This is a genomic window from Nostoc sp. UCD121 (assembly GCF_014222285.1).
Lineage (GTDB): Bacteria > Cyanobacteriota > Cyanobacteriia > Cyanobacteriales > Nostocaceae > Nostoc.
Genome location: NZ_JACKZS010000073.1, coordinates 1 through 24,699 on the forward strand (window position 1 = coordinate 1; position 24,699 = coordinate 24,699).

At 42.1% G+C, this 24,699-nt stretch carries 21 protein-coding genes; 12 read left to right on the forward strand and 9 right to left on the reverse strand.

Annotation, left to right across the window (positions count from 1 at the left end; all coding sequences use genetic code 11):
- Positions 1–105: 105 nt before the first annotated feature.
- Positions 106–657, reverse strand: coding sequence for a ribosomal protein S18-alanine N-acetyltransferase (gene rimI / locus GNF10_RS16890; RefSeq protein ID WP_185585848.1), 552 nt, complete (start codon positions 655–657; stop codon positions 106–108).
- Positions 658–749: 92 nt separating this feature from the next.
- Here rimI and lysA point away from each other — a divergent pair, with 92 nt between their 5' ends.
- The 3 genes from lysA to GNF10_RS16905 all read left to right on the forward strand — a co-directional run bounded on the left by lysA (position 750) and on the right by GNF10_RS16905 (position 4,029).
- Positions 750–2,153: a diaminopimelate decarboxylase gene (lysA, locus tag GNF10_RS16895; RefSeq protein ID WP_185585847.1), complete on the forward strand. Its 1,404-nt coding sequence runs from the start codon at positions 750–752 to the stop codon at positions 2,151–2,153.
- A gap of 206 nt (positions 2,154–2,359) precedes the next feature.
- Positions 2,360–3,283, forward strand: coding sequence for a diadenylate cyclase CdaA (gene cdaA / locus GNF10_RS16900; protein ID WP_114083815.1), 924 nt, complete (start codon positions 2,360–2,362; stop codon positions 3,281–3,283).
- The gene (locus GNF10_RS16905; RefSeq protein WP_012412222.1) at positions 3,280–4,029 is read left to right on the forward strand and encodes an isoprenyl transferase; all 750 of its coding nucleotides are present in this window, start codon (positions 3,280–3,282) and stop codon (positions 4,027–4,029) included. Before cdaA ends, GNF10_RS16905 begins: the two co-directional genes overlap by 4 nt.
- Positions 4,030–4,138: 109 nt before the next feature.
- Here the strand turns inward: GNF10_RS16905 and GNF10_RS16910 are convergent, their stop codons facing one another.
- The 6 genes from GNF10_RS16910 to dnaK all read right to left on the reverse strand — a co-directional run bounded on the left by GNF10_RS16910 (position 4,139) and on the right by dnaK (position 9,125).
- Entirely contained in the window at positions 4,139–4,447 is a 309-nt protein-coding gene (locus GNF10_RS16910) for a type II toxin-antitoxin system RelE/ParE family toxin (protein WP_185585846.1), read from the reverse strand.
- Positions 4,444–4,716, reverse strand: coding sequence for a type II toxin-antitoxin system ParD family antitoxin (locus tag GNF10_RS16915; RefSeq protein ID WP_185585845.1), 273 nt, complete (start codon positions 4,714–4,716; stop codon positions 4,444–4,446). The genes GNF10_RS16910 and GNF10_RS16915 overlap by 4 nt, the downstream gene beginning before the upstream one ends.
- 173 nt (positions 4,717–4,889) lie before the next feature.
- Positions 4,890–5,162 (reverse strand): DUF3143 domain-containing protein, encoded by a 273-nt coding sequence (locus tag GNF10_RS16920; RefSeq protein WP_012412225.1) that lies wholly within the window; start codon positions 5,160–5,162, stop codon positions 4,890–4,892.
- 31 nt (positions 5,163–5,193) lie between these two features.
- Positions 5,194–5,718, reverse strand: a complete 525-nt coding sequence (locus GNF10_RS16925) for a J domain-containing protein (protein ID WP_185585849.1) — start codon at positions 5,716–5,718, stop codon at positions 5,194–5,196.
- Between the two features lie 186 nt (positions 5,719–5,904).
- Positions 5,905–6,900 carry a DnaJ C-terminal domain-containing protein gene (locus GNF10_RS16930; protein WP_185592114.1) on the reverse strand — a complete coding sequence of 332 codons (996 nt, stop codon included), beginning with the start codon at positions 6,898–6,900 and terminating at the stop codon, positions 5,905–5,907.
- Positions 6,901–7,019: 119 nt separating this feature from the next.
- Positions 7,020–9,125: a molecular chaperone DnaK gene (gene dnaK / locus GNF10_RS16935; RefSeq protein ID WP_185581848.1), complete on the reverse strand. Its 2,106-nt coding sequence runs from the start codon at positions 9,123–9,125 to the stop codon at positions 7,020–7,022.
- Positions 9,126–9,442: 317 nt separating this feature from the next.
- Between dnaK and GNF10_RS16940 the strand changes: the two genes are divergently transcribed.
- From GNF10_RS16940 to rnhA, 6 genes are all read left to right on the forward strand, one after another.
- Positions 9,443–10,291 (forward strand): M28 family peptidase, encoded by an 849-nt coding sequence (locus GNF10_RS16940; protein ID WP_185581847.1) that lies wholly within the window; start codon positions 9,443–9,445, stop codon positions 10,289–10,291.
- Between the two features lie 240 nt (positions 10,292–10,531).
- Complete coding sequence (locus tag GNF10_RS16945) at positions 10,532–12,064, forward strand: SagB/ThcOx family dehydrogenase (RefSeq protein WP_179075501.1); 1,533 nt, start codon at positions 10,532–10,534, stop codon at positions 12,062–12,064.
- A 907-nt stretch (positions 12,065–12,971) separates the two neighbouring features.
- Positions 12,972–14,927 carry a PAS domain S-box protein gene (locus GNF10_RS16950; RefSeq protein WP_185591999.1) on the forward strand — a complete coding sequence of 652 codons (1,956 nt, stop codon included), beginning with the start codon at positions 12,972–12,974 and terminating at the stop codon, positions 14,925–14,927.
- Between the two features lie 7 nt (positions 14,928–14,934).
- Complete coding sequence (locus tag GNF10_RS16955) at positions 14,935–16,446, forward strand: ATP-binding protein (RefSeq protein ID WP_185580846.1); 1,512 nt, start codon at positions 14,935–14,937, stop codon at positions 16,444–16,446.
- Between the two features lie 214 nt (positions 16,447–16,660).
- Entirely contained in the window at positions 16,661–17,968 is a 1,308-nt protein-coding gene (locus tag GNF10_RS16960) for an amino acid permease (RefSeq protein WP_185580847.1), read from the forward strand.
- A gap of 221 nt (positions 17,969–18,189) precedes the next feature.
- On the forward strand, positions 18,190–19,098 hold the full coding sequence (rnhA, locus tag GNF10_RS16965) for a ribonuclease HI (protein WP_185580848.1): 909 nt from the start codon (positions 18,190–18,192) through the stop codon (positions 19,096–19,098).
- 88 nt (positions 19,099–19,186) lie between these two features.
- Here the strand turns inward: rnhA and cruG are convergent, their stop codons facing one another.
- Both cruG and cruF read right to left on the reverse strand, forming a co-directional pair.
- Positions 19,187–20,422, reverse strand: coding sequence for a 2'-O-glycosyltransferase CruG (gene cruG / locus GNF10_RS16970; RefSeq protein WP_311774173.1), 1,236 nt, complete (start codon positions 20,420–20,422; stop codon positions 19,187–19,189).
- A gap of 149 nt (positions 20,423–20,571) precedes the next feature.
- Positions 20,572–21,480 (reverse strand): gamma-carotene 1'-hydroxylase CruF, encoded by a 909-nt coding sequence (gene cruF, locus GNF10_RS16975; protein WP_185580850.1) that lies wholly within the window; start codon positions 21,478–21,480, stop codon positions 20,572–20,574.
- A gap of 417 nt (positions 21,481–21,897) precedes the next feature.
- Here cruF and GNF10_RS16980 point away from each other — a divergent pair, with 417 nt between their 5' ends.
- The 3 genes from GNF10_RS16980 to GNF10_RS16990 are packed head-to-tail and all read left to right on the forward strand — an operon-like array spanning position 21,898 to position 24,687.
- Positions 21,898–22,983 (forward strand): PotD/PotF family extracellular solute-binding protein, encoded by a 1,086-nt coding sequence (locus tag GNF10_RS16980; RefSeq protein ID WP_185580851.1) that lies wholly within the window; start codon positions 21,898–21,900, stop codon positions 22,981–22,983.
- Between the two features lie 27 nt (positions 22,984–23,010).
- Positions 23,011–23,904, forward strand: a complete 894-nt coding sequence (locus tag GNF10_RS16985) for an ABC transporter permease (RefSeq protein ID WP_185580852.1) — start codon at positions 23,011–23,013, stop codon at positions 23,902–23,904.
- Positions 23,905–23,958: 54 nt separating this feature from the next.
- Entirely contained in the window at positions 23,959–24,687 is a 729-nt protein-coding gene (locus GNF10_RS16990; RefSeq protein ID WP_185580853.1) for a Uma2 family endonuclease, read from the forward strand.
- Positions 24,688–24,699 lie beyond the last annotated feature (12 nt).

Below are 24,699 nucleotides of genomic sequence, written 5' to 3' on the forward strand. Positions count from 1 at the left end.
AAATTTTACTTATAATTTGTTTGTTATCCATAGAATATTTAAATTTAATTAAGCGCAGCAAAGCTGCTTTTTTTGCTGAAGGCGATCGCAAGCCTTTAATTCCAACTACTTAAAAAGTAAATGCCAAGAGGATTTGCTGAGGCGATCGCCGATTGTGGCATACCACTGGTCTAAAGTTGTTTGAAATTTGGAGTGTTGTAAATCGGGGAGCCAAAGGATTAGCGCATCCTCACCGTTATCTTGGTAGTAACCCCGCCGCCGTCCGGCTGTTTTGAAGCCAAATTTTTGATATAAAGATATTGCCGCCAAGTTGGAAGCTCGGACTTCGAGGGTAGCTCGCTCCATTCCGCGATCGCAAGCTGTCTTAAGGAGTGAATATAGTAAAGCCGCACCCAAACCTTGACGGTGATATTGGGGATGAACCGCCAAAATTGTAATGTGGGCTTCCTCTAAAATTGACCAAAAGCAACCCATTCCTAACAAACTAACGTTGGAAAATGGGGAAAATAAACCGAGTAAATCGCTGTTGGGGCTATCCAATTCTCGTTTGTAGCCTTCCATTGTCCAAAGTCCGCCAAAACAGGCTTGATCTAGTTCCAGAATTGCACTGAGATTATCTGGTGTCAGTAATTTAATTTCTAAGTCTAATGAGATCACATTTATTGAATAAGATTACAAACCCTTTGTAAACTGGGAATCGGGAGACGAACTCAAAGCCCGTAATTTGAACAAGGACAACTTTTATATTTATGGTATCGACTCACCCCACTGGGGTTCAACATTCTGGAAGTCAATATTTACCTCAAAGGCGTGACACTAACCCAAATCTCTCGCCTAATCAGGAACTTTTACCCCTAACTGCTAGAGTTCATAATCATGACTCCCTAGAAATTGGTGGATGTGATGTCACAACCCTAGTTAAGCAATTTGGTTCACCCTTATATATTTTAGATGAAGAAACCCTGCGTTCAGCTTGTCAGCAATACCGAGACGCTTTCAAGCAGTACTACAAGGGCGAATCTCAAGTATTGTACGCCTCAAAAGCTTGGAATTGTTTAGCAGTTTGTGCGATCGCCGCATCAGAAGGTTTAGGAATCGATGTAGTTTCTGGGGGTGAACTTTACACCGCCCTACAAGCGGGTGTTAGTCCCAATAAAATCTACCTCCACGGCAATAATAAATCTCGTGAAGAATTAATTTTAGCGATCGAGTCTGGTGTCACCATTGTGGCGGATAACTGGTATGAATTGCGTACCCTTGTGGAAATAGCCCAACCTGGTCAAGCAATCCGCATCATGCTACGCTTAACTCCCGGTATTGAGTGCCACACTCACGAATATATTCGCACGGGACACTTAGATAGCAAATTTGGCTTTGATCCCAACGATTTAGATGAAGTTTTTACCTTTGTCAGTCAACAATCTGCCCTTAATTGCGTAGGAGTACACGCTCATATTGGTTCCCAAATTTTTGAGCGCCAACCGCATCAAGATTTGGCTGCTGTCATGGTGCAATGGCTACGAGATGCCGGAAAGTATGGTTTAAATATTACAGAGTTAAATGTTGGTGGCGGTTTGGGGATTAAGTATACAGAATCAGACGATCCCCCCAGTATTGAAGAGTGGGTGAAGGCAATTTGTGAAGTTGTCCAAGAAGCCTGTGCGGTCGAAAATCTGCCTTTACCGAAATTACTGAGTGAACCAGGGCGATCGCTAATTGCCACAGCTTGCGTCACTGCTTATACTATTGGTTCATCCAAAGTTATTCCAGAAATTCGTACCTACGTAGCGATCGATGGGGGAATGTCCGATAATCCTCGCCCGATTACTTACCAATCAGTTTATCGGGCAGTAGTTGCCAATAAAATGTCTTCTCCTTTAACTCAAACAGTCACAATTGCTGGTAAACATTGTGAATCAGGAGATATTCTGATTAAAAATGCACTACTCCCAAAGACTGAACCAGGAGATATTCTCGTAGTTATGGGAACTGGTGCGTACAATTACAGTATGGCATCTAACTACAACCGCTTGCCCCGACCGGCAGCAGTTGTTGTGGCGAATAGCGAAGCGAATTTAATTTTGCAACGTGAAACTTATCAAGACTTAATTCGACAAGATAGCCTACCAGAAAGACTAAAAAATAGTCATTGATCCTTGGTCATTAGCTAGGAGCTAAACCCCGTCTATTTTGAAACCTAGAGTTTTTGAAGAGAGTATATTATTCTTTCGTGGCTTGAGTTTTGAGCTTTAGCCTCATTACAAAAAACTATGGTTTTCACAGTAGGCGCGGTTTAATAACAAATGACAAATGACAAATGACTAACTGTAATTAGAGGCAAAAGTGTAATCCAGATGTCATGAGAGATTGGTGGAAGCAATGGCTGATAAACCTGGGGTGGTCACAGTCCTTGCTGCTTGGGACTCTGGATATTGTCTTAGTGCTGGCGCTGACTTACATGATACTAGTTATTATTAGTGAGCGCCGAACACTGTGGATGGTGCGGGGATTCATTATCTTAATGCTAGCCTCAGCACTAAGTGGCCGATTAGGACTACCTCTGCTAAGTTTTGTACTAGAAAAGTTGGTGATTGGTTGTGCTGTAGCGATGGCAGTTGCTTTACAGTCAGAGTTTCGGCGGTTTTTGGAGCAATTGGGGCGTGGCGAATTCCGCCAGTTGTTTCAACCCGATCGGCTGGCAATCCCCAAATCTGATAGTGTAATTGATGAAATTGTTGAGGCTGTTAAAGAATTGTCAAAAAACCGGATTGGAGCTTTACTAATTGTGGAAACCACAGGGCCAATTGATGAGCGAGATTTTTCTGTGCCAGGAGTAAAGCTAAATGCGGAGGTTTCTAAAGAACTAATCCAGACAATTTTTCAGCCGAAAACTTTGTTACACGATGGAGCGACATTAATCCGTGGCTCACGGATCGTATCATCGGGTATAATTTTACCACTTTCGGGACGCACAGCCTCGCGCCAGTTGGGAACACGCCACCGGGCGGCAATGGGAATTACTGAGCGGGTCGAAAATTGCATTTGTGTCGTTGTATCTGAAGAAACGGGTTCCATTTCCTTAGCGGAACGGGGAACTCTAAATAGACCACTGACGATTAAGAAACTAAAAGAGTCATTAGAGGCTCTTTTGTCACCAACCGTGGATAGGGAAGCTGTTGCTCCTGGTCTGTTGAGTTTTGTTCGTCGGATAGGTGGGAAGACACTAGCACTGGTTTCACGTTTACTCGGATTACCATCGACCGCTTCTCGAGATAAAAAATGACAGCACAACAAACTAAACTGCAAGATTTGCCTACTGACTTAAAACGAGAACTATTGCCGCAGCACGTTGCGGTGATTATGGATGGCAATGGTCGATGGGCTAAACGTCAGGGTCTACCCCGAATTATGGGTCATAAGCGAGGAGTAGATGCTCTTAAGGATTTACTTCGTTGTTGTCAGGATTGGGGAATTCAGGCGCTGACAGCTTATGCTTTTTCAACGGAGAACTGGAAAAGACCGCAGGAAGAAGTGGATTTTTTGATGACTCTGTTTCAAAGAGTTTTGCGCCAAGAACTTCGGGAAATGGTCGAAGAGAATGTTCAAATTAAGTTTGTCGGGAATTTGCAGGCTCTGCCACGATCGCTCCAGCAAGAAATATCCCGTTCAATGGAAGAAACCAAGGATAATCGCGGTATCCGGTTTTCAGTGGCAACTAATTATGGCGGACGGCAAGAAATTTTACAAGCTTGTCAGGCGATCGCAAAACAAGTCCAGCAAGGTCTGCTACAACCCGATGAAATTAATGAACAGGTGTTTGAGAGCCACTTGTATACAGCAGGAATCACTGACCCAGATTTGTTAATCCGCACCAGTGGAGAAATGCGCCTCTCAAATTTCCTTCTCTGGCAAATGGCTTATGGAGAAATTTACATTACTGATGCTCTCTGGCCCGATTTTGACCGGGCCGAGTTTCACCGCGCCTTGTGTGCCTACCAACAACGGGAGCGGCGATTTGGGAAAGTATAAATTTATAATAAAACCCAACCGCCAATTTCCGCCTCAGTGGGTTGGGTGGAGATAACCACGAGGCTTGTTAACCAAGGGAGAGAATTAATGTTCAGAAGGAGAAGGAGTATCAAGAATCAGAGTCATCGAATAGGGCTTTGATATCTCGATAGCCACTGACAACACGAAAAATCTCCACATCTTGCTCTATGGGCATGTAGAGGATGAGGTAATTGTCTATTGAGAGGCTACGGATACCAGGTAAAATTTCATCACGCTGTCGTCCTAGACCAGGGAACTGAGCAATTTTAGCGAATTTCGCATCCAGCTTACTCAGAAAACCCTCAGACTGAGCCAAGCCAGATTGTCTAGCAATGTAATCCGCTATCTGCTCAATGTCTTGAATTGCGGGTTTGGTAAGGCGAAATTGTGAGGTCATGCTTTGTCTGAAACACCGTAGCGCGACCGCACATTAGCACGAATTTGATCCATTGCAGCCGAACCATCAACAACTTCGCCCCGCTCGGACGCTTCCCACCCAATCCGCGCTTCTTGTTGCAGGTCTTGCAATCGTCCTTGATAGATGTCTTCTTGCTGTTCCAGGAGTTTTACGCCTGCAAGAATAACTGCGATCGCGTTCTGATACTTACCGCTAGTGAGTTGGCGTTGAACTAGGGCTTCTACTTCAGGTGGCAGAACGATTTGCATGGATTTTTGTCGGAGTAGGAGTAACTTTAATTGTAAGCGATGTCTATGGACAAGCCGCTACGCGTCTACACTTTTGGTGGCTGCTTTTGTCAGCTACATCTACTTTAGAAGATTAGGGATGCCTACGGCGGTAAACTACGCACTTTGTTGGTGAACTGGACTCAGCACTTCATCTATGGCCCAGAAAACACAGCTTGTTCTACATCATCACGACTGAGAGAATATTTGAACGATCGTTGGATATCTTGTCCATTTTCCCCAGATTGGACATATCGCACTACAATCTGCTCAACATCGAGCCATAGTTCAGCTTGCCAACTAGGCCGTTGCACATGCCAGCAATGCCTCTGGGTTTCGTCTTGTTTACAGCCTTGGTCTTTTAGCCACTGTTCAATTTGTGGCAGGGGATGATTATATAGGGGCGTATCTGAGGGAAGAAGAGGCATAGGAATTTGGGATTTTGGATTAGGAAATTTTTTAATTTTTAATTACCATAAGGGTAATTAGTTGTAATACATGGGTAATTTGCTGTTGTACAGATGGAGTTGACTGTAGCAAACGGGTTTGAAAAGCAGCATCACCACGAGTTAAACCAATGGCAACTGCTAATAACAAACAACCTACAAATGTTAACACCAGCATAAATAAAGCAAAAATTTCGCCAGATGATAAGGGGCGATCGCTAGGGTCGAGGTAAGCTGATTTTGACCAGTCATGAGAACGCGAGACGGGATGATTCAAGTCAGGGGGTGGTTGAATCACTCCAAAGCGGGAATAGCCAATTTTTAAATCGTAGCTTAATCGCCGTTCTGGATGGCTAAGGGTGGCGTAGGCTTCATTGATTTGCTGAAATTTGGGAGTGGCGATCGCAGTAGGCAAGTCTGTAGTATCAGGATGATAGCGTTTGCTCAGTTCTCGATAAGCGCGACGAATATCAATTACTGATGCCGAGGGATGCAGTCCTAGCAGGGAGTAATAAGTTGGTTTACTGCTTTGTGGCATTGCCCCGTTTTGATTCACGGCTGTTTGAGTCACTTTGCTCAAAGATATTTTTTATATTTTAAATCCTTTGTGAATTGCAGACGACACAGCAGGTCTAGCATTTGAATAAGATATCTTAATAAAGCATTTAATTAAAAACTAATCTTTGTTCTGGTCAATAGCCTCATTAAGATTGATATTTTATCCCTAACGTATTAAATCAGCACGGGGTTTAAAAGTTTCAATTTGCCGTAATTTTTCGTACAATTCCTGTTCTTCTTGACTAATATTTTTCGGTGTAACTATTTGAATTTCTACTAATTGATCGCCACGTTTACCATCATCGCCGGGGTAGCCTTTATTCCCTAGTCGAAATTTTTGACCAGACCTAACTCCTGGGGGAATGGTCATTTTCACTGGGCCATCCAAAGTTGGGGCTTCTACCTGTCCTCCTAAAACTGCTTCGCTGGGAGTAACTGGTACTTGGCAAAGAATATTTAAACCTTCTAGCTTAAATAATGCATGAGGCTCAACGGTAATTTTTAAGTATAGATCGCCACCACCAACACCTTGGTTTCGCAAACGAATGGTTTGACCTGTCACCATCCCTAGTGGCATATTAACTTCTAGCGATCGCCCATCTTCCAAACGAATGCGTTCATTACCGCCTTGATAGGCTTTTTCTAGGGGTAGGGTTAATCTGGCTTCTATATCTCGGCGAGTAGTGCGAGGTGGAGTGTTAACTGTATAGGCAACTTTTGTTCTTGGGGAACGAAACGGATCGCTAGTATTGCCATTACTAGACTTACTGGCCCCACTCTTATTTTTGACACCGATAACTTGATTAATAAAGCTTTCAAAGTCGGAGAATTGGCTTGGATCTACTTCCTGATTACCGTTGCGATCGCTAGCACCACTCTGCCAAGTTTTAGCCTTTGGCGTTTGTTTGTTGCCTGCAAAGCCTTTTTGCTTCCAGTAGCGGCTAAACTGGTCGTATTGCGATCGCTTGGCTGAGTCTGAAAGGACTTCATAAGCCTCGCCGATATCCTTAAATTTTTCCTCAGATTCTTTATTACCCGGATTCAGATCGGGGTGATATTGTCTTGCTAACCGCCGATAAACCTTTTTAATTTCCTCACCAGAAGCGTCTTTAGATACTCCTAAAATTTCGTAGTAATCGCGGAAATTCGGCAAATTTTGCATAGTTCAGTTATTTAAATTTTAAATTACTTAGTAGTTATGAATTATGAATTATGAAGTTAGGAGTTGAAAGATTTAATTTTAAACTTCTCACTCCTAACTCCTAACTTTTATTAAAAGTACTACAACCAATCATTGTCATCTTCATCATCCCAGTTATCTTGGTAGCTGGGACGAGATTTGCGTGGAGGACGGCTTTCATAAGAGGAAGAACGACTGTCTCGGCTATTGTCTCGGCCATAGTCTCGGCTATTTTCTCGGCCATAGTCTTTACCGTAATCTCTGCCATAGTCCTTACCAAATGAATCGCGTTCCCGATATGTATCTCTAGGAAATTCGCGTTCTTTATCCTTATCACCGCCAGTAAAGATGTCACGGATAGTACCTAATAAATCGTCATCTTCATCTTCAGCATAAGTCTGGCGGACTTCCCGATTTAGCTCATAGAGAGCATCTTGCAAATCGGCATAAGCTTGATCGATACCGCGATCGCTATTTTCCTTCAGACTCTCTTTTAAGTCTCGGCAAATATTATCAATTCTTTGGCGACGGCTACGGGCAAACTGCATACCAAATTCAAGTGCAACTTCTCTAAGTTGCCGTTCTGCTTGGAAAATCAGCGCCTCAGAACGAGTCCGCTTTTCTACCCTTTCTTTACGTTCGCGATCGACATCGGCGTATTTCTGTGCATCTTGAATCATCCGATTCACTTCTGACTCGTTCAAGGTGGAAGCGCCTTGAACAGTGATACTCTGCTCTCGCCCAGTGGTTCTATCTAAGGCTGTTACCTGTAAAATACCGTTGGCATCGATATCAAATGACACCTGAACTTGAGGAATTCCTCGTGGCGCTGGCGGGATACCATACAGCTTGAAACGTCCTAAAGACTTATTGTTTCCTGCCATTTCTCGTTCGCCCTGAACCACGTGAATTTCCACGGTATTTTGGTTATTTTCAGACGTGGAAAAAATGTCAGAACGGCGGACTGGGATGGTGGTATTGCGGGGAATGAGTTTTTTCATCACGCCGCCGATGGTTTCCAACCCCAAAGAAAGGGGGGTGACATCCAAAAGCAGCACATCTTTGAGTTCGCCTGCAAGAATTCCGGCTTGAATTGCTGCACCCACTCCCACTACTTCATCAGGATTGACATTTTCGTTAGGTTCTGTACCAATCAAGTCGCGCACTAGCTGCTTCACCATTGGCATCCGTGTAGAACCGCCAACTAACACCACTTCTTCAATATCTCTAGGTGAAAGTCCGGCATCTTTGAGGGCGCGTTTCACTGGTGTCCGCAATCGCCCTACCAAATCACCACACAAACCTTCAAACTGGGAACGAGTTAAACGAGTTTCCAGATGTTTGGGGCCATCTTCTGTGGCGGTGATGAAGGGTAAGTTAATATCAGTAACGCTGACAGCAGAAAGCTCAATTTTGGCTTTTTCCGCAGCTTCCATCAGACGTTGCAAAGCTTGGCGATCGCGTCTTAAGTCTATTTCTTCAGTTTCTAGAAATTGCTCTGCTAACCAATCTACGATTATTTTGTCAAAGTCATTACCACCAAGTTGCGTATCTCCACTGGTAGCTTTGACTTCAAATATCCCATCGCCCACTTCTAAAATCGACACGTCAAAAGTACCGCCACCCAAGTCAAAGACTAAGATAGTTTCCGTGTCACCCCGATCTAATCCATAAGCCAAAGATGCAGCAGTTGGTTCATTGAGAATCCGCAACACCTCTAAACCGGCAATTCTGCCAGCATCGCGGGTTGCCTGCCGTTGAGAATCGTTAAAATAAGCGGGGACTGTAATCACTGCCCCTGTGACTGGTTCACCCAAATAGCGACTAGCATCGTCTGCCAATTTCTTCAGCACCATTGCCGAAATTTCTTCTGGGGCGAAATCTTTATTGAGACGGGGACAAGCAATTTTAATATTACCTACTTCATCTTTGCGGATGGTGTAGGGTACACGCTTAGAATCTGGACTAAGTTCGGCATATTTGCGCCCAATGAAGCGTTTCACTGCAAAAAAGGTATTTTGGGGATTGAGGACGGTTTGGCGGCGTGCCATTTGCCCAACTACCCTTTCGCCTTCTTTGCTAAAGCCAACTACGGAGGGGGTTGTTCGCATTCCTTCTGCATTGGCAATCACCACCGGCTTGCCACCCTCCATAACGGCGACTACTGAGTTGGTTGTACCCAAGTCGATGCCGACTACCTTGCCCATGCGTTACTCTTCTCCTAAAGTGTCTTATATATTTATTATGATTGGGCGGAACTACCTCTAGCTTTGTGCTATGGGATGAAAACACCTCAATGGTATAATAGTCGTCATTAAGGCAGTGAGCTAAGAAGTGCAGCTAGAGGAGATAGTTGCAAGACTAGGATAGCATTGACGATGATTGCTGTGTCTAAGCAGCCTCAATTCTTGTTATCCGGTTACTTCTATGCACTGAATCTGTAAGTTGCTAAATGCACCTTAAATAAGAAATTTTTGCTTCTTTGAGTGCCTGAAAACCTTAATATTACCGCTATTTTAAACATTTGAATTTAACAAAGCGATTACAAACTTCCCTGAGTGCGATCGCGCGAGAACGCGATCCTTACATGGCAACAGCTGGACATTTTTTCGTCCAAGAATACATCCGCCAGGAATTTTCCCAATGGGGAAGTGTGGAAATCCACACCTTTGAAGTCAGGGGTAAAGCTTGTAAGAACTTGATATTAAATTTACCCTCCCAAGCTAGAGGGCAAAAAAAGGATTTGCCACCGATTTTAATTGGCGCTCATTATGATGGCGTTCCGGGAACACCTGCGGCTGATGATAATGCCACAGGTGTGGCAGTTTTGCTGGAATTGGCGAGAAAGTTTGCTGCCCAAGCTATAAGATATCCATTAAGGCTGGTTGCTTTCGATATGGAAGAATACGGCTTACTAGGTAGCGCTGATTATGCAGCTCTGTTGCACCAACAAAAGCAACAGCTACGCTTAATGATCTCCCTAGAAATGCTGGGTTATAAGGATTCTACGCCTGGTTCCCAAAGTTATCCCCCTCCTCTGGAACGCTTCTATCCAGATACAGGTGATTTTATTGCTTTAATTGGCAATTTGCGGACATTGCCTGACTTAATTGCCATGAGCCGTAATATTCGCAAAGCTGGCGTAGCTAGTCAATGGCTACCTGTGCCGAATCGAGGTTTAATAGTTCCCCAAACCAGACTTAGCGATCATGCACCTTTCTGGGATTTGGGTTATCCAGCAATGATGGTGACAGATACGGCATTTTTGCGAAATCCCCATTATCACAAACCTAGTGATGCGATCGCTACTTTAGATTTAGATTTTCTTTGTGGTGTATGTGAAGGGTTAGAAATTGCGATTCGGCGGTTATGAAAAATATTAGACATATCCAGAAATTAAATATGCGTTATCCAGAACCCTTGTAGAGACGTAGCAGTGCTACGTCTCTACATTATTTTTGACCAGAACTACTATGCCCAATACCCCATTCCCAATAGAGTTGTTACCAATTACCACTTTCGAACTATGAGGATTGTACGAATTGACACGAAATAATGAGGCTAATGAATGCCAAGATCAAAAAAAGAATGCCCCAAGGATATTAAAAGTACTATGCCAGAATTACACCAATCAATTGCCCAGCATTACCACGAACGGACTAAATACAACCCTGAGACTCTTGCCTCCAAAAGTCAGCAGTTAGACTGGACTAAACAGCCAGTGCCTTTCAAAGAGTACAAAATTGGCTCTAATATTGATCTCAAACCCTATATCCAAGAAAAATCAGAGGGATTTGCTAATAACCCAGATGCTCAATGGTGGCAAAGACTTTCACGGTTACTGTTTCGCAGCTATGGATTGACAGCGAGAATGCCTTCTATGGGTAGTGCAGTATATTTACGCGCTGCTCCCAGTGCCGGCGGATTGTACCCTGCTGAGGTGTATGTGGTTTCCCGTGGCACGTCGTTATTGCCACCTGGTTTGTATAACTACCAGTGTCGGACTCATTCACTGATGCATTATTGGGAAAGTGATGTTTGGCAAACTCTCCAAGCAGCCTGTTTCTGGCATCCTTCTTTAGAAAACACCCAATTAGCAATTATTGTCACTGCGGTATTTTATCGTTCTGCCTGGCGCTATGAAGATCGGGCTTATCGCCGGATTTTTCTAGATACGGGACATCTATTGGGTAATATCGAATTGGCTGGCGCGATTACTGACTTTCGCCCTCATTTAATCGGCGGCTTTGTGGATGAATCGGTAAACGATCTGCTTTATATCGATCCGCAACAAGAAGGTGCGATCGCTGTCTTACCTCTGGCAGACTTGTTAGATGTCAATCAAAATTTGCCATTGGGATGTACTGCTTTACCTTCCGCCACCGAAACCAATTATCCTCAAATCCCCGATGGTGAATTGCTGACATATTTCCATCGACACACCCAAATTCAATCAGGTATAACTGGCAATCTCAATCTACCAGTTATCAAACAAGAAAAATCTTTAGAGGATAAATATAACTTTCCTTTCTGTTTGAAAATTCCCACCACCACTACACCTATAGACTGGGGACAAAAGCTGTCAGAACTGGAAAATACAATGTATAAGCGACGCTCTACCCGCGCTTATAATGGTGATGATTTAACTTTCGATCAATTAAAAAGTCTACTAGATTTCACTTACCAACCGCAAAATTACATCGACCAAAGTTTAGATATTTCTCCAGACTACTTTGATTTGAATTTAATAGAAACATTTATTGCTGTTTGCGGAGTTAAAGGACTGGAAGCAGGTTGTTACTATTACGCGCCCAAAGCTCAAGAATTACGCCAAATTCGGTTTAAAAATTTCCGGCGAGAGTTACATTTTCTCTGCTTGGGGCAAGAATTAGGGCGGGATGCAGCAGCAGTATTATTCCATACAGCCGATCTGAAAGCTGCGATCGCTCAATATGGCGATCGCGTTTACCGTTATTTACATCTGGATGCTGGTCATTTGGGACAGCGCCTGAATTTAGCCGCAATGCACCTAAATGTAGGCGTTAGCGGTATCGGTGGATTCTTTGATGACCAAGTAAATGAAGTTTTGGGTATTCCTGCTGATGAAGCTGCTCTATATATCACTACATTGGGACACCCAAGATAAAACGTAGATGTGCATAAGCTTACCGCCGACTACCGCAAATTACCTGAAACACATCTAAATTAGATATAACAAGGGTCGTAAGCCCAAGTCTTACCAAAGCTGACTGATTTTGTGCAGTTTCACAAAAAATTGGTATAAACTCATCTATCAATTATGTTGCAAAAAGTGTCCATAATTTGATAAAAATACTGATGGGGAATATGAACTTTTTTGAAACTCATACTAACTCTAGGTGAGGCTACGCTTTATTTACATAGGGGTAATTCATAAATTGCCCCTACAGTCTGTAGTTTTGCATCACTTTTATAGACACATTTTCATATCACCTTTAAGCAACCTCAAGTGCTTATTCAGATGGAATAAATTATTCCAATAAAACATAAATATTTTAACAGTGTTGTGGAGTAAAAACTTTGGTTAAGGGATTTTCAATAAGTAAGTACATTATCCAATTTTGTGGATTGTGTAACATGAACGCCTGTAATCGATGGCGTTCATGTTACACAATCCAGAATAAATAGTTATTTTTTTAGTTTAGAATTTTTTAATCAAATTATTTTTTAATGTGAACATGAATTTAGCTAATTTAATATCCCATTACTAACATTAGGAAAACCACGATTTTAATTTGTAAGTTTTAGAAACATTTAATTAATATTTAGAGAATGTGTTAAAACTCATCTTGTTTCTATCAAAAAAAGGTAAATACTGTGGTCTTCTCCCATAGGGAGATACTAAAAGCATTAGAGAGCCTGCGAGCGTCTGGGGTCTCCTGAAGTAGAGCAAGTGGCATGGCTCAAGAGATATCTGGATTTCAGATTTTGAATACGTAAGTTCTGTTAATTTTATTTTGAGATTGAAGCCAATTAAATCTGCTATTTTACAAAATTTTTTCACATAAACAATAATGCTATTTCCTGAAAATGAAAGCCAACAGCTAGAAGTACTTCTTTTCTCTAAAAATCCTAACCCAATGTGGATATATAACCAAAATAATCTGCAATTTTTGGATGTCAATGAAGCTGCTGTTGCCCACTATGGCTACTCACGAGAAGAATTTTTGCAAATGCGAATAACTGACATTTGCCCTCCAGAAAATGTACCTATTTTTAGAGAATATTTAGAAAAAAAGCATACTGATTTGCACTTTTCTGGACAATGTCTACATCGGCGAAAAGACGGGCAGATTCTTGATGTTGAAGTTGTGACGCATACAATTAACTATGCCAATTATAATGCTCGGTTAGTTAATATCCGAGACATTACAGAACACAAACGAATAGAAAGAAAACTTCAAGAGCAAAATGAATTTTTGCGGAGAATTTTTGAGAGTATACCATTGATGATTGCACTTATTGATACCAATGGTAAACTTCAGTGGGTAAATCAAGAATGGGAAAGTGTTTTAGGCTGGAAATTTAAAGACTTCCAAGCAGGTGATGTTTTGGAAGCATTATATCCTAATGCTGAGTATCGACAGGATGTGATTAATTTTATGCAGTCTGCACAACACAATTGGGCTGACTTCAGAACTCAGGTTCGGGATGGTGATTTACTAGATACATCTTGGACAAACGTTAAACTTTCAAATGGTCAAATTATCACTATTGGTCAAGATATCACGGAGCGCAAGCGAACTGAACTAGCTCTCAAAAGTCAAGCCGAACGGGAGCAATTGATGCGAACTGTTGCTCAACGAATTCGTCAATCTTTGAATCTCCAAGATATTTTGAATGCAACAGTTCAAGAAGTGCGAGATTTACTTGGGGTTGATCGAGTAGTAGTTTATCAGTTTGACTCAGAAATGATCGGTACAATCATGGCGGAGTCAGTAGAACCTGGATGGAGAGTTTCTTTGGGGGTAGAGATTTATGATACGTGTTTTCAAACAGGTAAAGGAGCGCAGTATTACCAAGTAAACAAACGAGCGATCGCTAATATTTATGAAGCTGGACTAACTGACTGTCATATTCGCTTATTAGAACAATTTGAAGTCAAAGCGAATTTAGTTGTACCCATTTTACTAGAAGTAAGTTCTCAAAACCCTGGCTCTCACCTTTGGGGTTTACTGATTGCTCACCAATGTTCTGGTTTTCGTGAGTGGGAAAAAAATCAATTAGATTTGCTCGATCAAGTGACAGTCCAATTAGCGATCGCAATTCAACAATCCAGCATCTTTGAGCAAGCTCAAACTGAACTTGTTCAAAGACAAAAGGCTCAAGTCAAATTAAAAAATGCCTTAGCTGAAAAAGAAGTTCTGTTAAAGGAAGTGCATCATCGAGTTAAAAATAATTTGCAAATTGTCTCTAGTTTATTACAACTTCAGTCTCAAACACTCAAAGATCCTGAAGCTATCAAAGTTCTTCGAGAAAGTCAAAACCGAATTGAGTCAATATCTTTAATTCATAAAAATTTGTATACTTCTGCTAATATTGGGCAGATTGATGTTGCCGATTATATAGGTAATTTAGCAGCAAGCCTGCTAATTTCCTATCAAATATGGCCTGATAGAATTACTCTAGAAACTGATATAGATTCAGTGAATTTGAATGTCGATCAAGCTATTGCCTGTGGATTGGTTATTAACGAATTAATCTCCAATGCTCTCAAGCACGCTTTTCCGAATCAACAAGTAGGTACAATCAGTATTGCTCTACGCAATATCAATAATAGTATCGAGATGACTATCCAAGATAATGGAATTGGTTTACCAGCTAATTTAGATTGGACAAATACTGATTCTTTGGGTCTGTCGTTAGTATATGACTTGGTTACAGAACAGCTAGAAGGCAACATCACCCTAGAACGTAATCATGGAACAGGATTCAAAATCAAATTTACGCAGTTAACCTTGCATCAGTAAAGATCAAATGGGTCAAGCTAGGATTTTAGTTGTTGAAGATGAAGTGATTGTTGCTAGAGCTATTTCTAGCCAACTTAGTCAACTAGGTTATGTTGTTACGGGAACAGCTTCATCTGGAAAAGTTGCCATTGCTAAGGCATTGGAAACTCAACCAGAGTTAGTATTAATGGATATTATTCTTAAAGGTGAAATGGACGGTATTGCTACTGCCAGCCATATTCGCGAGCAGTTAGATGTTCCTGTAATATTTTTAACTGCTTATGGTGATAATAATACTTTAGAAAGAGCCAAAATTACCCAACCTTTTGGATACATTGTTAAACCATTTACTACAAAAGATTTAAAGATAGCAATTGAAATCGGTCTTTTAAAACACCAGTTAGAGCGTGAACTACGGCAGAATCGAGATCAGTTGGCAACCCTTTTAAACTCAATAAGCGATGCTGTAATCGCTACAAATGAGCAGGGAAATGTGACATTTATGAATCCCGCAGCTGAGGTACTGACTGGCTGGCAGCAAAAAGATGCCTTAGGAAATGAGGCGACGAATATTTTTCATATTGTCGATGAAGCCACAGATACTATATTAGAAAACCCAGTGACAAAAGTGCTGCGGGAGCAGCAGGTTGTTTATTTAGAGGAATTCACATCTCTGATTAGAAGAGACGGAAAAAGAGTTCCAATTGGTGATAGTGCTTCGCCACTGAAGGGAGGGCCAGATAAAATCAATGGTGTAGTAGTTGTTTTCTGGGATCTTAGCGATCACCGCCAAACAAAAGTGCTAGAGAAAGCATTAGAAAAGGAGCAAGAACTTAACCGTCTCAAGTCCTTATTTATCTCTACCGTATCTCATGAGTTTCGTAATCCTCTGACTGTTATTCAAACGGCAGTAGAGCTTATAGAGATGAAAGGAGCAAATTTGACAGATGTAAAAAGAGGAATTTATTTAAAGCGAATTCAAGGTGCTGTGCAGTCTATGGAAAAACTCATGGAAGAAGTGCTGTTTGTGGGTCGAGCGGAGGCAAAAAAACTTGTATATAACCCTGCTCCACTTAACTTAGAGCAATTCTGTTTAGAGTTAATCAAAGATTTTTCTATTGTTGAAAGTAGCGTGTGTGAAATTGTTTTTACCTGTCATAGCGATCGCACTGACGCTGTAATGGATGAAGGACTATTAAATTATATGTTCGGAAATCTCCTCTCAAATGCGATTAAATATTCTCCAAGAGGTGGCAAGATTGAGTTTAATTTAATATGCGATCCTATTAAGAAGTTAGCAATTTTTTATATTCAAGATCAAGGTATGGGCATTCCAGAAGCAGATCAAGCTAGACTTTTTGAATCATTTTACCGAGGCTCAAATGTCCAATCAATTAAGGGTACTGGGTTAGGTTTAGTAATCGTTAAAAGGTGCGTTGATGCTCACAGGGGTCAAATTAGTGTTACAAGTCAAATTGGAGTTGGTACTACATTTACAGTAATTTTGCCCTTAAATTCCGATAGCTCAAGTGAAAGTTAGAGGTAGTTTTATTTTGAGAATCAAATTGATTATGAAATAACTTTTTTCAAGCACTACAAATTACACTTTTGCTTAAAAAGTTGTGTTAGTGATGAAATGGCGATCGCTTCTTTTTCGCTAAAATTTCTCTGCAAAAATAGCAACATCAGTGTTTTTGCGAAGAATATTTCCAGATGCTAGTATTATTAATCGGGTTTATGTACGGGTATTTAGTATGCTTCCCATAGAGACTGTTCTCAAAGATTCAGAGCAAGTCACTCGGTTGTTTTCTCATCTTGAATTTGATGGAAAAAAGCTTAATCATCAACCGGGTAGTGTATTGGGGAGTACTGCATTGATTGCAGGAACCACTGTTGGGGCTGGAATTCTCGCCCTACCAGCCGTTACTCTGCCGTCTGGTATTGTACCATCCACATCTGGACTGATTGCTGTTTGGCTCTACGCTTTAGTTTCAGGGTTATTGGTTGCAGAAGTTACCTTAAACACGATGCGAACAGAAGGGCGTGTAAGCATAGGTTTTTTGGGAGTTGTTGAGAAAATCCTTGGTAAGCTGGGAGCGCAAATGGCTGGCAGTGCATATTTATTTATGCATTATGCTCTCTTGGTGGCATACATCACCGAAGGTGGAAAGATTTTAGGATATGCGGCAGCAAAAATTTGGAGTGTGCAGATATTGCCGATGTGGATAGGTACAACGACTTTCACACTGTTATTTGGTGGCATTATGTATCTTGGGCGAGAAAAGTTTATTGAGAAATTAAACAGTGCCTTTGTCGGAATTGTCATCGTTTCTTTTTTGGGATTATTGTTTTTCGCAGGAAGGCATATTCAGAGTGCCCAACTCTTATTTCAGAATTGGAGTGCCCTTGGTAGTGCTATTTCAGTGATGTCTGTGGCGCTATTTTTCCAAAACGTTGTGCCGTTAGTTGTTACGCAACTCGAAGGGGATGCCGGCAAAATTCGTCAGTCTATCTTAATTGGTTCTGTGATTCCTCTAATTATGTTCTTGGCGTGGAATGCCGTAATTTTAGGAAGCGTCAGTCCTGATATGCAATATGGCACATCTGATGGTACTGTTTTTGACCCACTGCAAATTCTCCGAGCAGGCGATGCGGGAGAATGGTTAGGAGTTCTAGTATCTATTTTTTCAGAGTTTGCGATCGCCACATCATTCATTGGATTTGTATACGGATTGCTCGATTTGTTCGGAGATATTTTTCTTGCACAGAGCCAGCTTTCTAACCGTTTCCCCCTGTATTCACTGGTTCTTTTCCCGCCGATGACTCTCGGAACGCTCAATCCCAGCATCTTTTTTACTGCTCTAGATTACACTGGAACGTTCAGTATCTCAGTTCTGGGTGGAATAATTCCGGCGTTAATGAGTTGGAAGCAACGTCAAGAACAAGAAAACTCAGATAGCACAAATCAACTACTCGTGCCTGGTGGAAAGTTGACACTCATTGTAATGATTGGAGTGGCATTAACCATGATGGGAAGACAAATTCTAGCGATCGCAACTTAAAAAAGTTTATCAGTAGCACAGCGATCGCACTAGCAACCAACCAAATCGCATCTTCCATTTTAACGTATCGCGTTTTGTGAAGCATTGTTCCTGGAATACTAACCAGTATAATAACCTGCATATTCTTTACAAAAATTCGCCGCTAATCACTCTTGGCTTTGCGTCCTTCTCTGACGAGACGCTGCGCGAATGCAGTCCTTTGCGGTTCGATATCCTAAACCATGTCCACTCAACCCACAATCCAAAGTATATACACCGATGGTGCTTGCACCGGGAACCCTGGCCCTGGTGGTTGGGGAGTTGTCGTCTACTTTAGCGATGGCTCAATCCACGAAATGGGCGATGCATCGCCTCATACCACCAATAATAAAATGGAAATGCAAGCTGCGATCGCAGCCCTCCAATTTCTGCAAACATCTCAACAAACCCAAGCAATCACCCTCCATACCGATAGCGAATACCTGATTAACTGCGTAACCAAGTGGGTGAAAGGCTGGAAAAAGAAAGGCTGGAAAAAGTCAGATGGTAAACCCGTCCAAAACCAAGAGCTTTTGGAAACTCTTGATGAACTCAATACCCAACAGGTAAAATGGCAACACGTCAGGGGACATTCTGGTAACATAGGTAACGAACGTTGTGATGTGATCGCTCGCACTTATGCTAGTGGCAAAATCCCCTCGCTACAACAATTCACTTCTACAAATTTTTATAAATCTTTACCTTCCACAAATGAACTAAATGTAGCAAAAGTAGCTGATTATGAAAAAAAGTCTCGAATAATTAACCAAAGTCCCCAAGAAATCAGTACTTCTGCACTAGAAATAACCGTTATGGAACCATCAACTGGGCCTACTGCGGCCGCTATCGATGAAAAACCGGCAGAAATCAGGGTTTCACAACTCCGCAGCTTGGTCGAAACTCTGCGTATCGCTGACGAAATTTCCGAAAAAGGCTACTTAATCACCAGTTCTGAGTTAGCAGACTTGATGGATGTCCACGCCAGCGCTGTTACCAGTCGGGGAGATCAATGGCGCTGGCGAAACTGGATAGTGTCACGGGTACGCCGTGAAGGAAATCAAATTCTTTGGGAACTGGAACGCGGGGATCAAGTAGGAGGTGAAGAGGAGTAGGGAATGGGCAGGGGGCAGGGGGAGCAGGGGAGAATATTTAATAATCAATGCCATTCCCCATTCCCCATTCCCAATTCCCAATTCCCCACTATATATATTTGCGTCCTCGCCACTCGCGTGGCTTGTGGAACGCAGATAAGAAGATTCGCAGAACAGCTAGGGGATCAGCTAAAGGGGAAAGCCAGAATAACCAGCCACCTTTAGCACTTTTGCGATCGTAGGAAGGTGCGATCGCAATTAGCATCGCAAAGCGAATCACCACCAAGAATAAATTCAGTCCCAGTAGAAGAAGTAGGGGAGTGGGTAGAGACGCGATTAATCGCGTCTCTAGCGAGTACAAGAGTGAGGGAGAAATCAATAAAAAACTGAGGACAATTAAAAGGGGTAGACCTTGAACAGATGTGAGTAGCCATAAATCTCCCCACAACTGCGAACGAGAAGTTGCATCTTTAAGATCGAGACTCCGCCCCCATTCCTTCCACGTCTCCATCGCCCCCTCATACATTCGTACTTTCAGTACTTTTGCACCATCTAAAAAGCCCACTTTATACCCAAGAGTTGCAATATTTCGTGCCAAGGTGACATCATCGCAAAAAGAACCACTTGCGCTGCTGTAACCACCCACAGCAGCTAAAACGGAGCGACGACACAAAAAACACTGCCCATTTGCCATCACCCGTTCAGGCTGCTCTGCATTAATGCCAGCAGGGTCAAATCGGTAAAGTAAAGTCATCAACAAAGCTGGTTGTAGCCAGCATTCCCCTGGATATTTGAGGATAAACTGGGGCGAAAGGGAAACTAAGTCATAGCCTTGTGCTTCGGCCGTCTTCACTAAACCCGCAACCAAACCAGGATGTGGTTGAATATCAGCATCCAGCCCCAAAAACCACTGGCTCCCCTCAGCGCTATATAGAAAACCGTTGTGCAACGCCCAAGGCCGCCCCACCCAACCAGAAGGTAAGGGATCATCTGTCATCACACGAAAGCGCGGATCTTTTTGCTGTGTAGCTTTTACTAAGTCGGGTGTACCATCACTGGAGTTGCTATCTACAACAAGAATTTCCCGAACTTCGTAGCTTTGCTGACTTAAACCAGCTAACAGAGGGCTAATGCGAAGCGCTTCGTTCAGTGTGGGAACTACGACACTAACCTTACCTAAAAGCTCTGGCGTTGGCTGTTGCGGTTTTATTGGTGGCAGCCTTCTTGGCCCCTTTAGCAGGCGCGAAAACAGAATCGCCGTTGCTGGTACTTGGATAAGTAGCAATAAAAAGGATATGGCACTTTCTACTATTAAAGCGTTATCTACTGTTGTCAAAATACTTATCAATTAAAAGTGCGACTATACAAAATAAATGGGAAATGGGAAATGGGAAATGGGAATTGGGAATTGGGAATTGGGAATTGCTAATCCCTAATCCCTAATCCCTGTTACTCTATTCCCCATTCTCCATTTCCCATTCCGCAATTTCTAAGCTATTTCAAGGCAACTTCAACCTTTGCTACTGATACTTCTTTGCTTACTGGTTCAACAGCAACTTGAGCGGGTGTGGTTGAACTCCTTAACCACAACGCCACGGCGGGAACCACACCAAGCAATAAACCGAGCAATACAGGAATGGAGAAGCCAGCAGCTAAACTTAATCCGGCGGCGAAGGCAAAGTTAGTCAAATAAACGACTAAGGGTAGATTGAGTTGCGATCGCTCTAATTTAATCGATGTGTTTCTCCATAACAAGCCTGCCACACTCATAAACAGGGCGCTAGTGCCAAACCAACCTGCATAGTTCTGGTAAGGTGTGCCAAAGAAAGCTCCTGGTTGTTCCCAATACCAAAAAGGCAGAGAAGTTTGACTCATAGCTGGCTCAAGGGCAAAATCCCAGCAAGTGAAGAGTAAAGCACCAACAGCTATAGCCGCAATATGGCGACCCCAACTGGGTTTTTGAGCCACTTTTAAACCAATTCTCGCAATTAAATAAGACGACAGCCCAACATAGAACCAAGACAAAGGGATTGTGAAAGGAACTAGCCCTGCAATCTTATAACCCAAGCCACTCAAGTAGCTATAATCTCCAAATGGAAAACCTGTGCTGGTTCCCAGTAGTTCACTTCCCAAAGAGATAAGCATAGCCGGCAGCATAAATGCTAGCCAAGTTCCCAATCCCAGCGTCCGGTAAGCATAAATAGAGACAGCTATTGTCCCCAAGATAATATCAACTACACCGCCGCCTGCCATACTTAACTGTACGGCAGTTTCTCCAACCTGCGATAAGTTGAAAATTATGTCGGCATTAGGTATGACCAGTAGCATCCCTACCAGTCCGAAGGCTTTTGACACGATATGACCAATCAGGCATACGCGCTCAACGATAACAAGTTGTCTCATGATAATTCCTTAACAAGATGTGACACGCGGCTACTCGGCTGCTAACAGTTTACAAATGTTTAACAACATATTTAAATACTTTGTGCCGCAATTCTCTACAAACTTGTTTGGCTTTCTTGGGAAGAGCATAACAGCCGATTGATTGAAGCTATAAGAAATATGATGATAAACCTACTAGTTTAAGCTATATATTCAAAATCTACATAATTCCATCTGCAAAAAATTCTGGTTTCTTGTCCTACTGATACCCGTATGATAAAAAATTCCTTCCATGCAGGGATCTCATTGAGTGAAGAAAACTATTATAAATTAACTAAGCTCTAAAGTGAAGAATGATACATTGATGCCAGAAAATTAGGCCAGGGAATACAAATTATACCGTAATCTAGAAGTTGTCGATGAATAACTTCTAACTTAATGGCTAACAGACGGCGATTTTTAAAAGGGGTGGCAGCACTTTCTAGCTTATCTTTAGCTGGTTGTGGCTGGAGACTGGCTGAAGTCCGTGCTAATTCTAATACGAATGGTCAACGTGACCAACTTTATGTCTTTACCTGGACACAATATACTGACAACCAATTACTGAGAACTTTTAGCACTCAAACTGGCATGAAAGTGCTGGCAGATGTGTATGATTCCAATGATGTCATGCTGGCCAAGTTGCAAGCTGGAGGTGGTGGCATTTACAGCATCATCAATCCATCTGATTACATGGTGCAGAAGATGGTAAACAAAGGTTTGTTAACAGAGATAAATCACGATCGCTTAATCGGTTTAGAGAATTTATTCCCCCGATTTCAGAATCCTAGCTATGACCCCAATAACCGATATAGCATCCCTTTTAACTGGGGGACAACAGGTTTGCTTTACAATTCTGAAAAAATCAAAGATGCACCACAAGACTGGGATTACCTTTGGCAGAACCAAGAAAAACTTAATCAACGGATGACCTTGCTTAATGATGTTCGAGAAGTTATGGGTGCAACCTTACGGATGCTAGGTTATTCTTACAACTCCAAAAACGAACAAGAAATCAAACAAGCTTATGAAAAGTTGAAGGTGCTAAAACCTGCGATCGCGCGTTTTGACACTGACGCTTGGCAAAATCAAATTCTGGCAGGAGATTTGCTATTAGCAATGTGCTATTCAGCAGACGCAGTAAAAATTGCTCAAGAAAACCCTAAACTCAAATATGTGATTCCTCGCAGTGGTTCTTCATTATGGACAGACACTATTGTTATTCCGAAAACAGCCCCTAATTTAGCTGGAGCTTATGCTTGGATCAATATGATTTTGCAACCAGAATTAGCAGCCCAAATCAGTCAACGCTTGAGTATTTCTACGCCTAATAGGGCTGGATTTGAGCAATTACCAAAAATAATCCAAGACAATGCTAATTTATTTCCCGCAGAATCACTTTTAGCAAACTGTGAACGTGTTACTCCTGTAGGAGACTTTGAAGAGGTTTACGATCGCTATTGGACTCAATTAACTAGCAGTTAAAATAGTTAGCAGTTAGATTTATAAATAATGAATATTGAAAAAAATGGGATTTCCCAAATAGAAAAATTGCCTCGCCTGCGAGGAAATTGGCTGCAACCTCTGATATTACTTGCACCATCGGGGATTTGGTTATTACTTTTGTTGGTGCTGCCAACTTTGATAATTTTCGAGTTAAGTTTAGTTGCAGACATCCGACCAGGAGATTTGGTTAATCCCAACGGCATCCAAAACTACATCCGAATATTTGACCCCCTTTACTTACAAGTAATTGTGCGATCGCTATTTTTTGCGTTGGGCACTACAATAATTTGTTTAATTTTAGGCTTCCCTGTCGCCTATTGGATTGCTCAAATAGCACCGCTACGTTGGCGTAATTTGCTGCTATTAGGCTTTGTTTTGCCTTTGTGGACTTCATCGTTACTTCGCTCTTATGCTTGGATTACGATTCTTCGTCCTACTGGTTTGTTGAACAGTTTACTCAGCACTTTAGGCTTGCCTACTTTGCAATTACTCAACCAGAGTCAAGCTGTATTTATTGGTATGAGTTACAGCTTGTTACCCTATATGGTTTTGATTTTATATGCTTCTCTCGAAAAGCTAGACAAGCGGTTGTTAGAAGCGGCGGCTGATTTAGGTGCAAATCCGATGGAAACTTTTTTCCAGGTAACTGTACCGCAAATTCTGCCTGGAATTACAGCTGCTTCTATGCTTGTATTCATCACAGGCTTGGGGGATTTTGTCGATCCAGAATTACTTGGTGGTGCTTCTAGTATGACGGCAGCGCGGTTAGTTTATAACCAGTTTCTAGGAGCCACCCAAAATTGGGGGTTTGGTTCCGCTTTAAGTATGACGTTAATTTTGCTTGTTAGTATTGCGATCGCACTTTTAATTAAGTTTGGCGAACCTGCACCCAAACGCTAAACTTTTGGTCGCTCATTTATAATAGGGGCATCAAACGCCAGCGAGACAACGGTTATGCTCTCACCTGATCTCAAAAATGCGTTACCAACTACTGATGAACTTCCCTGTTCAGACGATACGCCAGTGGATAACGAGGATCAAAATTTTTTGCCTAATATTTTACTCTTCTTACTCAACTCTATTTGGGCAAATCGCCTAGATTGGTACTTCGGAGTAGATATGGGAGTGTATCACACCACAGGGGTAAATCCTAGAGTACCTGTAGTGCCGGATGCTTTTTTAAGTGTGGGAGTAGAACGGAAAAAGGGTGGTAAATCACGCAAAAGTTACGCAGTTTGGGAAGAAAATGGGATCGTTCCAATATTCACATTAGAAATGGTATCCCATACCCCAGGAGGTGAATATGACGAGAAGCTAGATATATATAAAAAACTTGGTGTATTGTACTACGTAATTTATAACCCTGAGTTTTGGCGACGTGACCAACATCAACCCTTTGAAGTGTATAAATTGATAGATGAAAGCTACCAGCTACAAATAGGTGAGCCTTATTTTATGCCAGAAGTGGGGTTAGGTATTGGGCGACACCAGGCTGTAATTGCCGGCATACAACAGCAGTTTTTATGTTGGTATGATGAGCAAGGAAACCGCTATTTGACAGATGCAGAACAGGCACAACAGGAGCGATCGCAGGCTGAACAAGAGCGACAAAGGGCTGAACAATTAGCGCAGTATTTACGTTCTTTAGGTGTAGATCCAAATAATTTACCGGGTAATCCATAATTACGAATTACG